At 57.7% G+C, this 14,441-nt stretch carries 10 protein-coding genes; 6 read left to right on the top strand and 4 right to left on the bottom strand.

Annotated features, from left to right (window positions below; genetic code table 11):
* Window positions 1-222 precede the first annotated feature (222 nt).
* The 4 genes from rplM to sspB all read left to right on the top strand — a co-directional run bounded on the left by rplM (window position 223) and on the right by sspB (window position 2,517).
* The gene (gene rplM / locus B3229_RS10740) at window positions 223-651 is read left to right on the top strand and encodes a 50S ribosomal protein L13 (RefSeq protein WP_033793286.1); all 429 of its coding nucleotides are present in this window, start codon (window positions 223-225) and stop codon (window positions 649-651) included.
* Between the two features lie 15 nt (window positions 652-666).
* Window positions 667-1,059: a 30S ribosomal protein S9 gene (rpsI, locus tag B3229_RS10745; protein WP_031375459.1), complete on the top strand. Its 393-nt coding sequence runs from the start codon at window positions 667-669 to the stop codon at window positions 1,057-1,059.
* Window positions 1,060-1,386: 327 nt separating this feature from the next.
* A complete protein-coding gene (gene sspA, locus B3229_RS10750; protein ID WP_033749254.1) occupies window positions 1,387-2,028 on the top strand; it encodes a stringent starvation protein SspA in 642 nt (213 codons plus the stop codon).
* Window positions 2,029-2,031: 3 nt separating this feature from the next.
* Window positions 2,032-2,517, top strand: coding sequence for a ClpXP protease specificity-enhancing factor (gene sspB / locus B3229_RS10755; RefSeq protein ID WP_048784686.1), 486 nt, complete (start codon window positions 2,032-2,034; stop codon window positions 2,515-2,517).
* A 51-nt stretch (window positions 2,518-2,568) separates the two neighbouring features.
* Here the strand turns inward: sspB and B3229_RS10760 are convergent, their stop codons facing one another.
* Both B3229_RS10760 and gltB read right to left on the bottom strand, forming a co-directional pair.
* Window positions 2,569-3,987, bottom strand: a complete 1,419-nt coding sequence (locus B3229_RS10760) for a glutamate synthase small subunit (RefSeq protein ID WP_286870663.1) — start codon at window positions 3,985-3,987, stop codon at window positions 2,569-2,571.
* Between the two features lie 49 nt (window positions 3,988-4,036).
* Entirely contained in the window at window positions 4,037-8,506 is a 4,470-nt protein-coding gene (gene gltB / locus B3229_RS10765; RefSeq protein WP_033749257.1) for a glutamate synthase large subunit, read from the bottom strand.
* 849 nt (window positions 8,507-9,355) lie between these two features.
* On the opposite strand from gltB, the gene arcB reads away from it, so the two are divergent.
* Complete coding sequence (gene arcB, locus B3229_RS10770) at window positions 9,356-11,698, top strand: aerobic respiration two-component sensor histidine kinase ArcB (RefSeq protein WP_286870666.1); 2,343 nt, start codon at window positions 9,356-9,358, stop codon at window positions 11,696-11,698.
* An 884-nt stretch (window positions 11,699-12,582) separates the two neighbouring features.
* A complete protein-coding gene (mtgA, locus tag B3229_RS10775; RefSeq protein WP_286870668.1) occupies window positions 12,583-13,302 on the top strand; it encodes a monofunctional biosynthetic peptidoglycan transglycosylase in 720 nt (239 codons plus the stop codon).
* A 3-nt stretch (window positions 13,303-13,305) separates the two neighbouring features.
* Here mtgA and npr read toward each other — a convergent pair whose 3' ends face one another.
* On the bottom strand, window positions 13,306-13,578 hold the full coding sequence (npr, locus tag B3229_RS10780) for a PTS phosphocarrier protein NPr (protein WP_033793304.1): 273 nt from the start codon (window positions 13,576-13,578) through the stop codon (window positions 13,306-13,308).
* Window positions 13,575-14,429 (bottom strand): RNase adapter RapZ, encoded by an 855-nt coding sequence (gene rapZ / locus B3229_RS10785; RefSeq protein WP_033749261.1) that lies wholly within the window; start codon window positions 14,427-14,429, stop codon window positions 13,575-13,577. The genes npr and rapZ overlap by 4 nt, the downstream gene beginning before the upstream one ends.
* Between the last annotated feature and the right edge of the window lie 12 nt (window positions 14,430-14,441).

Raw genomic sequence — 14,441 nt, forward strand, 5'->3', positions numbered from 1 at the left:
GCAAGAAAAAGATCAAATAGGGTTCGATTTTTGCAATCGACTTCTCTATAATCTTGCGACCCCACGTTACAGCAACTGGATTTATTTCCCGAATCCGTTGTGCTCCGGTAACTCTATCCGAAGGGGTAGGCTTGCTGGTCAAAATGGTCGTGTGAGCCTCAACCGTTTACTTAAGCGTTTGGGTTTTCACCAACGTGTAACTTAATTTGGGTAAGCTTTTCGATGAAAACTTTTACAGCTAAACCAGAAACCGTACAGCGTGACTGGTATGTTGTTGACGCAACTGGCAAAACCTTGGGTCGCCTGGCGACTGAACTGGCGCGCCGTCTGCGTGGTAAGCATAAAGCGGAATATACTCCGCACGTTGATACTGGTGATTACATCATCGTTCTGAACGCTGACAAAGTCGCCGTTACCGGCAACAAGCGTACTGACAAGATTTACTATCACCACACTGGCCACATCGGTGGTATCAAACAGGCGACCTTTGAAGAGATGATTGCTCGCCGTCCTGAGCGTGTGATTGAAATCGCGGTTAAAGGCATGCTGCCGAAGGGCCCGCTGGGCCGTGCAATGTTCCGTAAGCTGAAAGTTTACGCGGGCAACGAGCACACCCATGCGGCACAGCAACCGCAAGTTCTTGACATTTAATCGGGATTACAGGCAATGGCTGAAACTCAAAACTACGGCACTGGTCGCCGCAAAAGCTCCACCGCTCGCGTATTTATCAAGCCGGGCAGTGGCAACATCGTTATCAACCAACGTTCTCTGGAACAGTATTTCGGTCGCGAAACTGCCCGCATGGTAGTTCGTCAGCCGCTGGAGCTGCTGGACCTGGTTGGTAAATTCGATCTGTACGTCACCGTTAAAGGTGGTGGTATTTCTGGTCAGGCAGGTGCGATCCGTCACGGCATCACCCGCGCTCTGATGGAGTACGACGAATCTCTGCGTGCTGAACTGCGTAAAGCGGGCTTCGTTACCCGTGACGCACGTCAGGTTGAACGTAAGAAAGTCGGTCTGCGTAAAGCACGCCGTCGTCCGCAGTTCTCCAAGCGTTAATTGTTTGCGGCTTCGGCTGCTGCGATTGGCACAAAAAACCCGCTTCGGCGGGTTTTTTATTTTCTACCCCGTCGCGTCAAAAAACGCGTAAAACCCCCGCGTTGCTCGCAAATTCCCCGCAAATCTCGAATCCTCGCCCACAAGCTGCCCAAAATCTGGTAAACTCTGTGTCACTTTGCGCCCATAAGTCGGCGTGTGATGTCGGTCAACCCTCAGGATGTCGGAAAGACAGATCTAACGCGGGCTGTGAGCGAACGATTGAGCAGGTGAGTCGCCGTGTGGTTGGCTATTCGCAGTAACTTTTTGTGAACAAACTTGGAGGTTTTCATGGCTGTCGCTGCCAACAAACGTTCGGTAATGACGCTGTTTTCCGGTCCTACTGACATTTTCAGCCATCAGGTACGCATCGTACTGGCTGAAAAAGGCGTTAGTGTAGAGATCGAGCAGGTCGAAATGGATAACCTGCCGCAGGATCTGATTGACCTCAACCCGTATCGCACTGTGCCGACGCTGGTAGATCGCGAACTGACGCTGTATGAATCCCGTATCATCATGGAGTACCTGGACGAACGCTTCCCGCATCCGCCGCTGATGCCGGTCTATCCGGTTGCGCGCGGCGAAAGCCGTCTGATGATGCACCGCGTCGAGCAGGACTGGTATAGCCTGATGCACACCATTGAAAAAAGCAGCGGTCAGGAAGCGGAAGCCGCGCGTAAACAGCTGCGCGAAGAGCTGCTGGCGATTGCGCCGCTGTTCGCCCGCACGCCGTTCTTTATGAGCGAAGAGTTTAGCCTGGTGGACTGCTACCTGGCGCCGCTGCTGTGGCGTCTGCCGTCGATGGGCATCGATCTGGCCGGCGCCGGTTCGAAAGAGCTGAAAGGCTATATGAATCGCGTATTCGAGCGTGACTCTTTCCTCGCTTCACTGACGGAAGCGGAACGTGAAATGCGCCTGCAAGCCCGGGGCTAACCTATGGAAATGTCGCAACTCTCAGCCCGCCGTCCTTACCTGCTGCGCGCGTTCTATGACTGGCTGCTCGACAACCAGCTAACGCCGCATCTGGTGGTCGACATCAATCTGGAAGGGGTTCAGGTGCCGCTGGAATATGCGCGCGATGGACAGATTGTGCTGAACATTGCGCCGCGCGCGGTCGGCAATCTGGAGCTCGGCAACGACGAAGTGCGCTTTAACGCGCGTTTTGGCGGCGTGCCGCGCCAGGTCTCCGTGCCGATGGCCGCTATTCTGGCGATCTACGCGCGTGAAAACGGCGCGGGCACGATGTTCGAGCCGGAACCCGCCTACGAGCTGGGCGCGCAGGATGCCGAAGAGACGCCGGTCGATCCTGTGATGTCCGTAATCGATGGCGACCGCCCGGACGACGCCAGCGAAGACGATCCCTCGCCGGATGACGATCCGCCGCCGCGCGGCAATCGCCCGTCGCTGCGCGTGGTGAAATAGCACATAAAAAAGCCGGCTGCGATAGCCGGCTTTTTTGTCGCTGCGCGAACCTTACACTTCCAGATAGTCCATGATGCCTTCGGCGGCTTTACGCCCTTCGGCAATCGCCGTTACCACCAAATCCGAACCGCGCACCGCATCGCCGCCGGCGAAGATTTTCGGGTTGCTGGTCTGGAAGGCGCTTTCAGCCTGTTCCGGCGCGATAATGCGTCCCTGACCGTCCAGCTCTACGCTGAAGTCGGCCAGCCACTCCATTTTGTGCGGACGGAAGCCGAACGCCATGACTACCGCGTCTGCGGGCAGCACATGCTCGGAGCCAGGCACGATTTCCGCGTGGCGACGTCCTGCCGCATCCGGCTGGCCCATCTCGGTGCGCGCCACTTTGACGCCGCTGACGCGACCGCTGGCGTTGATTTCGACGCCCAGCGGCTGCACGTTGAACTGAAATTCCACGCCCTCTTCACGCGCGTTTTTCACCTCGCGTTTCGAGCCTGGCATGTTGGCTTCGTCGCGGCGGTAGGCGCAGGTAACGTGCGTCGCGCCCTGACGGATAGAGGTGCGTACGCAGTCCATCGCGGTATCGCCGCCGCCCAGTACCACGACGCGCTTGCCTTCCATACTGATGTAAGGCTGTTCGTCCTGCTGCGCAAACCCCATCGTGTGCTTAGTGTTGGCGATCAGGAACGGCAGCGCGTCATAGACGCCCGGCGCATCCTCGTTCTCCAGCCCGCCGCGCATTGACTGATAGGTGCCGACGCCCAGGAAGACCGCGTCATAGGCGTTCAGCAGGTCGCTCATCTGCACGTCGCGGCCCACTTCCGTATTCAGCTGAAACTCAATGCCCATACCGGTAAAGAGTTCGCGGCGCTTAATCATCACCTCTTTTTCCAGCTTGAACGACGGAATGCCGAAGGTCAGCAGGCCGCCGATTTCCGGATGGCGATCGTAAACCACCGCTTTAACGCCGTTGCGCGTCAGCACGTCCGCGCAGGCGAGGCCCGCCGGACCCGCGCCGATAATCGCCACGCGCTTGCCGGTCGGTTTCACGTGCGACATATCCGGACGCCAGCCCATCTCCATCGCTTTATCGTTAATGTAGCGCTCGATATTGCCGATGGTGACCGCGCCGAACTCGTCGTTCAGGGTGCAGGAGCCTTCACACAGACGATCCTGCGGGCAAACGCGTCCGCACACTTCCGGCAGACTGTTGGTCTGATGCGACAGCTCTGCCGCTTCGATAATGCGGCCTTCGTTCGCCAGCTTCAGCCAGTTAGGAATGTAGTTGTGAACCGGACACTTCCACTCGCAGTAAGGGTTGCCGCACGAGAGACAGCGATCGGCCTGCGCCTTCACCTGGCTGTCAGAAAAGGGCTCATAAATTTCGACAAACTCAATTTTACGAATTTTCAGCGGCTTCTTTGGCGGGTCAACGCGCTGCAGGTCGATAAATTGATATACGTTTTGACTCATCGTAACCTCTTACGGCTATCCCGTCCGGCGCGCCGGACGGGGCAAACTATTACTGTGCCTGCACGCGCAGCTCTGCTGCGGAACGACTGCGGTGACCCAGCAACGCTTTGACGTCGCTGGACTTCGGTTTAACCAGCGCGAAGCGCGACGACCAGAGCGGCCAGTTGGCGAGGATCTCTTCGCCGCGGCTGGAGCCGGTGTGCTGTACATGCTCGGTGATCAGACCACGCAGGTGTTCCTCATGGATCGCCAGCTCGTCGACGTTGAGCACTTCCACCAGTTCCGGGTTGACGCGCTTGCGGAACTCGCCGTCTTCATCCAGCACGTAGGCGAAGCCGCCCGTCATGCCGGCGCCGAAGTTAACGCCGGTGCGGCCCAGCACGCAGACGATGCCGCCGGTCATATATTCGCATCCGTTGTCGCCGATCCCTTCTACCACCGTAATCGCGCCCGAGTTGCGCACTGCGAAACGCTCGCCCGCGCGGCCTGCGGCAAACAGCTTGCCGCCCGTCGCGCCATAGAGGCAGGTGTTGCCCGCAATGGTCGCTTCGTGGCTGCGGAACGCGGAGCCGACCGGCGGACGGATTGCGAGCATACCGCCCGCCATTCCCTTGCCGACGTAGTCGTTGGCGTCGCCGGTCAGCGTCAGCTCAACGCCGCCTGCGTTCCATACGCCGAAGCTCTGACCGGCGGTGCCGGAGAAGTGCGCGCGGATCGGATCCGCCGCCAGCCCCTGATCGCCGTGGATCGCCGCGATAGCGCCAGAGAGCGTCGCGCCGACGGAGCGGTCGGTGTTGCGAATGTCGAAGAAGAAGGTTTTGCTCTGTCTCGCTTCTACAAACGGCATCGCCTGGTCGTGCAGCGCTTTATTCAGCTCGCCTTTGTCGAAAGGCGGGTTGCTGCCTTCGGTGCAGTGCAGCGCCTTGCCCGGCATCGGCGTGGCGGTTTTCAGCAGCGACGAGAGATCCAGGTTCTGCTGCTTGGCGGTGAAGCCGTCCAGCTCTTTCAGCAGGTCGGTGCGGCCGATCAGGTCAGTCAGGCGTTTCACGCCCAGGCTGGCCATCAGCTCGCGGGTTTCACGCGCGATGAACTCAAAGTAGTTGGTTACCTTGAAGGGCAGGCCGTGATAGTGATTCTTACGCAGCTTGTCGTCCTGGGTTGCTACGCCGGTCGCGCAGTTGTTCAGGTGACAGATACGCAGGTATTTACAGCCCAGCGCCACCATCGGACCGGTGCCGAAGCCGAAGCTTTCCGCGCCGAGGATCGCCGCTTTGATAATGTCGAGGCCGGTTTTCAGGCCGCCGTCGACCTGCAGACGGATCTTATGACGCAGACCGTTGGAGACCAGCGCCTGCTGGGTTTCCACCAGGCCAAGTTCCCACGGGCAGCCTGCATATTTCACCGAGCTTAACGGGCTGGCGCCGGTGCCGCCGTCATAGCCGGCGATAGTGATCAGGTCGGCATAGGCTTTCGCCACGCCGGTAGCGATGGTGCCGACGCCTGGTTCGGAAACCAGCTTCACCGAAATCATCGCTTTAGGATTCACCTGCTTCAGGTCGAAAATCAGCTGCGCCAGATCTTCGATCGAGTAGATGTCGTGATGCGGCGGCGGGGAGATCAGAGTGACGCCCGGCACGGAGTAGCGCAGCTTCGCGATATACGGGGTGACTTTGTCGCCCGGCAGCTGGCCGCCTTCGCCTGGTTTCGCACCCTGCGCCACTTTAATCTGAATGACGTCGGCATTGACCAGATAGGCTGGCGTCACGCCGAAGCGGCCGGAAGCGACCTGCTTGATGCGCGAGACTTTGTTGGTGCCGTAGCGCGCCGGATCTTCGCCGCCTTCGCCAGAGTTGGAGCAGCCGCCGAGCGAGTTCATCGCTTCGGCCAGCGCCTCATGCGCCTCCGGACTGAGCGCGCCGATAGACATCGCCGCGGTGTCAAAACGCTTAAACAGCTCGCTGGCCGGCTCGACGTCGTCGATGTGGACCGATTCGGTGCCTGGCTGCAGCGCCAGCAGATCGCGCAGCGTCGCTACTGGACGCTCGTTCACCAGCTTCGCATAGGCCTGATAGTCGCTGTATTCGCCGCTCTCTACGGCGCGTTGCAGCGTACCCACCACGTCCGGGTTATAGGCGTGATACTCGCCGCCGTGCACATACTTCAGCAGGCCGCCCTGGTCCAGCGGCTTGCGCTGCAGCCAGGCGCGTTTCGCCAGGTTGGTGAGATCCTGCTGGAAGTCGGCGAAGCTGGCGCCGCTGATGCGACTGACCACACCCTGGAAGCAGAGGCGCGATACATCGGCATGCAGGCCCACCGCTTCGAACAGTTTCGAGCAGCGATAGGAGGCGATGGTCGAGATGCCCATTTTGGACATGATCTTGTAAAGGCCTTTATTGATGCCGTTACGGTAGTTCAGCATCACCGCGCGATAATCTTTTTCGATCACGTTGCTGTCGACCATCTTCGCCAGCGATTCATAGGCCAGATAAGGGTAGATAGCGGTCGCGCCGAAGCCGAGCAGTACGGCAAAGTGGTGCGGATCGCGCGCGCTGGCGGTCTCAACGATAATATTGGCGTCGCAGCGCAGGTTTTTCTCAACCAGACGCGTCTGCACCGCGCCGACGATCATCGGCGCCGGAACCGGCAGGCGGTTTTCGCCGATGGCGCGATCGGAGAGCACCAGCAGCACGGTGCCGTCGCGCACCATACGCTCGGCTTCGTCGCACAGCGCGTGCATCGCCTGTTCCAGCGTTTGCGTCGCCGGGTCGAAGGTGCAGTCGAGCGTGTCGGCGCGATAGTACTCGCCTTCCATGGTGGTCAGCTGATTAAAATCGGACCACAGCAGGATAGGGGACTTAAAGCTGACGCGATGCGCCTGACCTTCCGCTTCGCAGAAGACGTTCATTTCGCGGCCGATGCTGGTGGCCAGCGACATCACATGGTTTTCACGCAGCGGATCGATCGGCGGGTTGGTCACCTGCGCGAACTGCTGGCGGAAATAGTCATAAATAATGCGCGGGCGGCTGGAGAGTACGGCGAACGGCGTATCGTCGCCCATCGAGCCGACCGCTTCCTGGCCGTTCTCGCCCAGCACGCGAATAATCGTATCGAGCTCTTCGCTGCTGTAGCCGAACTGCTTCTGGTAGGTCGCCAGCAGCGGATCGTTCAGCTCGCGGCTGCCGACCTGGTCGTCAGGCAGATCTTCGAACGGCACCAGACGCTTAACGTTTTTCTCCATCCACTCTTTATAGGGATGGCGACTCTTCAGATCGTTATCGGTTTCCGCCGAATGGAGGATGCGCCCGATACGGGTGTCGATCACCATCAGCTCGCCGGGACCGACGCGGCCTTTCTCCACCACTTCATCCGGCTGGTAATCCCAGATGCCGACTTCGGAGGCGCAGGTGATCAGCTTGTCTTTGGTAATGACGTAGCGCGCCGGGCGCAGGCCGTTACGGTCAAGGTTACAGGCGGCGTAGCGGCCGTCGGACATGACGATGCCCGCCGGGCCGTCCCACGGCTCCATATGCATGGAGTTGAAGTCGAAGAAGGCGCGCAGTTCCGGATCCATGTCCGGGTTGTTTTGCCATGCGGGCGGCACCAGCAGGCGCATCGCACGCACCAGGTCCATGCCGCCGTTCAGGAACAGCTCCAGCATGTTGTCCATCGAACTGGAGTCGGAGCCGGTTTCATTGACGAACGGCCCGGCATTCTGCAGATCGGGGATCAGCGGCGTGTTGAATTTGTAGGCGCGCGCGCGCGCCCACTGCCGGTTACCGGCGATGGTGTTGATTTCGCCGTTGTGCGCCATATAGCGGAACGGCTGCGCCAGCGGCCAGCGCGGCACGGTATTGGTAGAGAAGCGCTGATGGAACAGGCAGATAGCCGATTCCAGACGCAGGTCTGCCAGATCGAGATAGAAGCGCGGCAGGTCGGCCGGCATACACAGGCCTTTATAGATATTGACCTGGTTTGAGAAGCTGCAGATATAAAATGCTTTATCGTCGGTCTGCTCGATGCGCTTTTCCGCGCGGCGGCGCGCCATATAAAGGCGACGCTCCATATCGCGCGGACGCCAGCCGGCCGGGGCGTTGATAAAGAGCTGCTGAATGCGCGGCATAGAGGAGAGGGCGATCTCTCCCAATACGTCCTGATTGACGGGCACGTCGCGCCAGCCGACCACAGAGAGGGTTTCACGGACCACTTCCTCTTCCACAATGCGGCGGCTCGCCTGAGCCTCTTCCTCATCATGGCTGAGGAACAGCATGCCCACGGCGTAATTTTTCGCCAGGCGCCAGCCTTTTTCTTCCGCAACGACGCGGAAGAAACGGTCAGGTTTTTGTAATAACAGACCACAGCCGTCGCCGGTCTTGCCGTCGGCAAGGATCGCGCCACGGTGTTGCATACGGGCCAGCGCGTGGATAGCGGTACGCACCACCTTGTGGCTAGGTTCGCCTTCTATATGGGCGATGAGGCCGAAACCACAGTTATCCTTTTCAAGGGATTTGTCATACAACATTTCAGTGAACCTCCCCAGGCTCTGTGGATTCCCTTTGGTCGGGCTACGGGCGCAGAAAGTGCTAAGCGACAGGCTGGCGCGCATCGTGCGCTGCACTCCTGTGTCGCCCCATCTGTCTGGCCTTTGGCGTCGTTGTCACAAGCGTCGTGGTCTTGTTACAGGGGGAATCTCTGTTACTGCATAAATATGACGAGTTGAGCACCCGTCCAGAAAGCTTCCAGCGGATTTCCAACTTATCGGGAAAGCGGAATAAGGTCAAATAGCGTTCCTGGTCGACTTTTTAGCCGTCTTTTATTGGGTAACTAATTGAATTTTAAATAAATAAAAGCTAAAAAAGCGGTGATCGGCCATTGCCTCTGCCCGGCCGAAATGTGAACTGTCTCACTGTCATGCAGCCGTCACATCCCTTCCCCGTGCTGGTTTGATGCACTTTAACAGCAGAATATGCTGGATAGCAGATTACCCGCACATCATGTATCTGTTTTTCTTATAACAGCCTCTTTGCCGCAAATGAGCTGGCGTCATAAGTAAAATTAATCAGGATAAGCGCGACTATTCACGCAATTAAAATGAATTTCTATTCAAATGGAAAAAGGGATGCCGGGACAACGGAAGGTTGTCGACAAAGAAAAAGAAAGGTTTGGATCACAGTCGCCGAGAAGCAGGCGGCCCTCCAGATTATTCGGTTGGCGCAATTAGTCAAGTGATTTAGCGCCAGCGCAGGTATCGTCGGCGATCGTGGCGTCAGATGCACCATAACGGGGCGTAACGCGCGCTTTCCGGCGCTTCGTCGCGCCATCGGCAGAGTAATTACGCTATGATGAGCCTGTTCTTTTCCAGGGAGTTCGTATGAAACAGATTCGCCTGCTGGCGCAGTATTATGTTGATTTGATGGTTAAGCTGGGACTGGTGCGTTTTTCGCTGCTGCTGGCGTCGGCGCTGGTGGTGCTGGCGATGGTGGTGCAGATGGCGGTGACCATGGTGCTGCGCGGCCATGTCGAGAGCATCGACGTGGTACGTTCGGTGTTCTTCGGGCTGCTGATTACGCCCTGGGCGGTTTACTTTCTCTCGGTGGTGGTTGATCAGCTGGAGGAGTCGCGTCAGCGTCTGTCGCGCCTGGTGGACAAGCTGGAAGAGATGCGCACCCGCGATTTAGAGCTCAATCAGCAGATGAAAGAGACCATCACCCAGCTCAATCAGGAAATTAACGATCGTATCAAGGCGGAGCAGGCGCGCGAGCAGGTGATGGATAAGCTGCGCGAGGAGATGGCCCGCCGCGAACAGGCGCAGATCGAACTGGAACAGCAATCCTCGTTTCTTCGCTCTTTCCTCGACGCTTCGCCCGATCTGGTGTTCTACCGCAATATCGACAAGCAGTTCTCCGGCTGTAACCGCGCCATGGAGTTGCTGACCGGCAAAAGCGAAAAGCAGCTGATCGGCCTGACGCCGCGCGATATCTATGACGACGACGCTGCTACCAAAGTGCTGGAGACGGATGAAAAGGTTTTCCGTCATAACGTGTCGCTCACGTATGAACAGTGGCTGCAATATCCGGACGGGCGCAAAGCCTGTTTTGAAATTCGTAAAGTGCCTTACTACGACCGCGTCGGCAAACGCAGCGGGCTGATGGGCTTTGGCCGCGATATTACCGAGCGTAAGCGCTATCAGGACGCGCTGGAGAACGCCAGCCGGGAGAAAACCACCTTTATCTCTACGATCAGCCACGAGCTGCGTACGCCGCTTAACGGCATTGTGGGCCTGAGCCGCATTTTGCTCGATACCGATCTCAATCAGGAGCAGCTGAAATACCTGAAAACCATTCACGTTTCAGCGATTACGCTCGGCAACATCTTCAACGACGTTATCGAAGTGGACAAGATCGAGCGCCGCAAGGTGCAGCTGGATAACCAGCCGCTCGACTTCACCGGTTTCCTGGCGGATCTGGAGAACCTTTCCGGTCTGCTGGCGCAGCCGAAAGGGCTCAGGTTCGTGATGGCGCCTGAGCTACCGCTGCCGCACAAGATTTGCGCCGACGGCACGCGCCTGCGTCAGATCTTATGGAACCTGATCGCCAACGCGGTGAAGTTCACCCAGCAGGGTGAAATCGTGGTGCGCGTCGCCTACGAGCCGAACGAGACGCTGCGCTTCGAGGTGGAAGACTCCGGCCAGGGCATCCCGCAGGAAGAGCAGGACAAGATCTTCGCCATGTATTATCAGGTGAAAGATCAGCACGGCGGCAAGCCGGCCACCGGCACCGGCATCGGACTGGCGGTGTCGCGTCGGCTGGCGCAGGCGATGGGCGGCGATATTACCGTCCGCAGCGCGCCGGGCCAGGGCTCCTGCTTTACCGTGCTGATTAAGGCGCCGCGCGTGGCCGAAGAGGTAGAGGATGACAGCAGAGACAGCAGCATGCCGCTGCCGGCGCTGCACGTTTTGCTGGTGGAAGATATCGAGCTGAACGTGATTGTGGCGCGCTCGGTGCTGGAGAAGCTGGGCTGCAGCGTCGAGGTTGCCATGACCGGGCAGGCCGCGCTGGAGATGTTCGATCCGCTGGAATTCGATCTCGCCCTGCTGGATATCCAGCTGCCGGATATGACCGGCCTCGACGTCTCGCGCGCCATCCATCAGCGCTATCCAGACGCCAGCCTGCCGCCGCTGGTGGCGCTGACCGCCAACGTGCTCAAAGACAAAAAAGAGTATCTGGAGGCCGGTATGGACGACGTGCTGAGCAAACCGCTCTCCGTTCCGGCGCTGACCGCCATGATCAAGAAGTTCTGGGATCATCAGAACGAAGAGGTCGACGCTGACCACCCTGAAAGCGATGACAAGACGCGCGCGCTGCTGGATGTGCCGATGCTGGAGCAATATATCGAACTGGTGGGGCCCAGCCTGATTACGCAGAGCCTGACGATGTTCGAACAGATGATGCCTGGCTATCTGGAGGTGCTCGATTCAAATCTTATGGCGCGCGACCAGAAAGGCATTGCGGAAGAGGGACACAAAATCAAAGGCGCGGCGGGATCGGTCGGATTACAGCATCTGCAGCAGGTGGCTAAACAGATTCAAAGCCCGGAGCTGCCGGCATGGTGGGACAACGTAGGCGAATGGGTCGAAGAGCTCAAGCGCGAGTGGCGTCATGACGTTCAGGTATTGCGCGACTGGGTAGCGGAAAGAGAAAACCAGGGGGCCTGAAAAAAAATGACCCCAGTCGAAGACCGGGGTGCGCGAATACTGCGCCAACACCAGGGAAAAAGTCGCTGTTGCTATACTTGGAGGAGTTTAAGCGCAGCAGCGTGGTATCGGTTAACGTCTGTCATCACCTTAGCAAATTCATCAATGACCAGGTAAAGATTCATTAAAATGTGTGATGTTGAGCAGCGTTTAAATACAGAAAACATTAATTTGGCAACACAGTCAAGTAAGGAATTAATTTCTGCGTTGCATTGCGCTTATTTTGACCAATTGTTGCATTTTTTGTGCGGTTTTCGGTTGCCGTGACGATAAGAGCATGGCCTTAAACCAGGGAAAAGGGCGCCCAGCGGTTTTTAGCGGTTTGAAGTATGATAACGCGATGAAATTTAAAGTATAAAGTGCTATTGCCACGATATTATCCAAAACGTTTTGGAAAGCACGCCTTTAAAGTTCCAGATTTAAATTAAGTCCTGTCATTTTACAGGGCGCTAAGCATAAAATTGAGTGGCCCAGGCAGCGCTATGAAGATCAAATTAGCAGCCTGAAGTTGCCTGTTGTGTAACCATTCGCTTCAATTGGTGAAAACCACAACAGTGCACCGTCTGTCATAGTTTAGAGAATCGAATCATTTGAAATGGCGCTTATCACAAATCGTTAAGTATATGGCGTGGAAAGCGATAAGCGGACAACAAGTATGGAACCGATTCCTTTTTCACGGAAGTGCTTGATGTCATTCGATCTGTTTTAATATTTTACGGTTAAAACTGCGCTGCAACGGTTAAGCGAGGCGCAAATTCAGGCGCTTCTTCAGCGATTTTGACCAGGACGCGACTTTCATCACGTCGGGAATTGATTAATGCAGGGAACAGGTAAGAGAACATTGCATGAGCAAGAATAAAGGGAGCCGCTGGCAACGCGTTAAGCGCGCTGTTATCGGCGCAGTGGTCGCTATAGCGGGTATCTGGGTTGCGGGAATTATTCTGTTTTCCTTTCTGCCGGTGCCGTTTTCCGCGGTAATGGTGGAACGGCAAATCGGCGCCTGGCTGCGCGGCGACTTTCATTACGTCGCGCACGCCGACTGGGCGGGCCATGACGAGATATCGCCGTGGATGGCGCTGGCGGTGATCGCCGCAGAAGATCAAAAATTTCCCGAGCACTGGGGTTTTGACGTCGACGCGATTGAAACGGCGCTGGGCAGCGAAGGCGAGCGCATGCGCGGCGCCTCGACGCTGTCGCAGCAAACGGCGAAAAATCTCTTTCTCTGGGATGGACGCAGCTGGGTGAGGAAAGGGCTGGAGGCGGGCTTAACGGTCGGCATCGAAACCGTCTGGACCAAACGTCGCATCCTGACGGTTTATCTCAATATCGCCGAGTTCGGGCAGGGCACCTTCGGCGTGGAGGCGGCGGCGCAGCGCTATTTCCATAAGCCAGCCAGCCGTTTGACGATAGCGGAAGCGGCGCTGCTGGCGGCGGTGCTGCCGAATCCCATCCGTTTTCGCGCCGACGCGCCCTCAGGCTATGTGCGGCAGCGCCAGCAGTGGATTATGCGCCAGATGCGCCAGCTAGGCGGAGAAGGCTTCCTGCAGCGCCATCATCTCAACTAGCCTTTACTCTTCGTCGAAGCCGGCCTCGAAAAGTTCGATGACGGCAGCCAGCGCCTGGCGCTCTTCCGGGCCGCTGGCTTCGATTTCAATATGACCGCCTTTCGCCGAGTCGAGCATCAGCAGAGCGATGACGCTGCTGGCCTCCGCCTCGGTGCCGGATTCGTTACGCAGCAACACTTCGGCGTCGAAGCTCTGCACCAGCTCAAACAGCTTCATGGCCGGACGCGCGTGCATGCCCAGCTTATTTTTGATTTCCACGGTTTGCTTGACGGTCATGATTTGCGTTTTTCCAGCGTACGATGGCGTGACTGCACGTTTTTGCCGCGTGAGCGGAAGTAGTCCGCCAACTGCTCGGCGATATAGACCGAACGGTGTTTACCGCCGGTACAGCCGATGGCGACGGTCAGATAGCTGCGGTTGTTGGTTTCCAGCATGGGCAGCCACAGTTCAAGGTAGCTGCGTGTCTGGTAGATAAAGTTGTGCACTTCAGTATGGCGATCGAGAAACGCCGCTACGGGGCGATCGAGGCCGGTCATCGGCCGCAGCTTGGGATCCCAGTGCGGGTTCGGCAGAAAGCGCACGTCAAAAACGTAGTCAGCGTCGATAGGGATGCCGTGCTTGAAGCCAAAAGACTCGAATACCATGGTCAGTTCGCGTTCGCGCTTGCCCAACAGGCGCGTGCGCAGCATCTCCGCCAGCTCGTGAACCGACATTTCTGAGGTATCGATAATTAAATCGGCGCGCGAGCGCAGCGGCTCCAGCAGATCGTTCTCTTCATCGATGGCGCTTTCCAGCGACAGATTTTTGCTGGAGAGCGGGTGCAGGCGGCGCGTGTCGCTGTAGCGGCGGATTAGCGTATTGCGATCGGCGTCCAGAAACAGCAGCTGCGGCGAAAAGGCGTCCGGCAGATTATTCAGCGCATGTTCGAATACCTCTGGCGACTCCGGCATATTGCGCACGTCGATGCTGACGGCGGCCGAAATATTGCGCTCCACCAGCGAGTTCGCCAGCTCGGGCAACAGCACCACGGGCAGGTTATCGACGCAGTAGAACCCCATATCTTCCAGCGCGCGTAGCGCTACCGACTTTCCTGAGCCTGACCGACCGCTAACGATCATCAGCACCATGACCTTCTCTCC

Origin of the sequence: Pantoea sp. UBA5035 (genome assembly GCF_002415245.1) — a bacterium.
Lineage (GTDB): Bacteria > Pseudomonadota > Gammaproteobacteria > Enterobacterales > Enterobacteriaceae > Pantoea > Pantoea septica.

Bases quoted from the DNA above. Each gene is read 5' to 3' on its own strand.
- rplM (WP_033793286.1), top strand. From the start codon at position 223: ATGAAAACTTTTACAGCTAAACCAGAAACCGTACAGCGTGACTGGTAT.
- rpsI (WP_031375459.1), top strand. From the start codon at position 667: ATGGCTGAAACTCAAAACTACGGCACTGGTCGCCGCAAAAGCTCCACC.
- sspA (WP_033749254.1), top strand. From the start codon at position 1,387: ATGGCTGTCGCTGCCAACAAACGTTCGGTAATGACGCTGTTTTCCGGT.
- sspB (WP_048784686.1), top strand. From the start codon at position 2,032: ATGGAAATGTCGCAACTCTCAGCCCGCCGTCCTTACCTGCTGCGCGCG.
- B3229_RS10760 (WP_286870663.1), bottom strand. From the start codon at position 3,987: ATGAGTCAAAACGTATATCAATTTATCGACCTGCAGCGCGTTGACCCG.
- gltB (WP_033749257.1), bottom strand. From the start codon at position 8,506: ATGTTGTATGACAAATCCCTTGAAAAGGATAACTGTGGTTTCGGCCTC.
- arcB (WP_286870666.1), top strand. From the start codon at position 9,356: ATGAAACAGATTCGCCTGCTGGCGCAGTATTATGTTGATTTGATGGTT.
- mtgA (WP_286870668.1), top strand. From the start codon at position 12,583: ATGAGCAAGAATAAAGGGAGCCGCTGGCAACGCGTTAAGCGCGCTGTT.
- npr (WP_033793304.1), bottom strand. From the start codon at position 13,578: ATGACCGTCAAGCAAACCGTGGAAATCAAAAATAAGCTGGGCATGCAC.
- rapZ (WP_033749261.1), bottom strand. From the start codon at position 14,429: ATGGTGCTGATGATCGTTAGCGGTCGGTCAGGCTCAGGAAAGTCGGTA.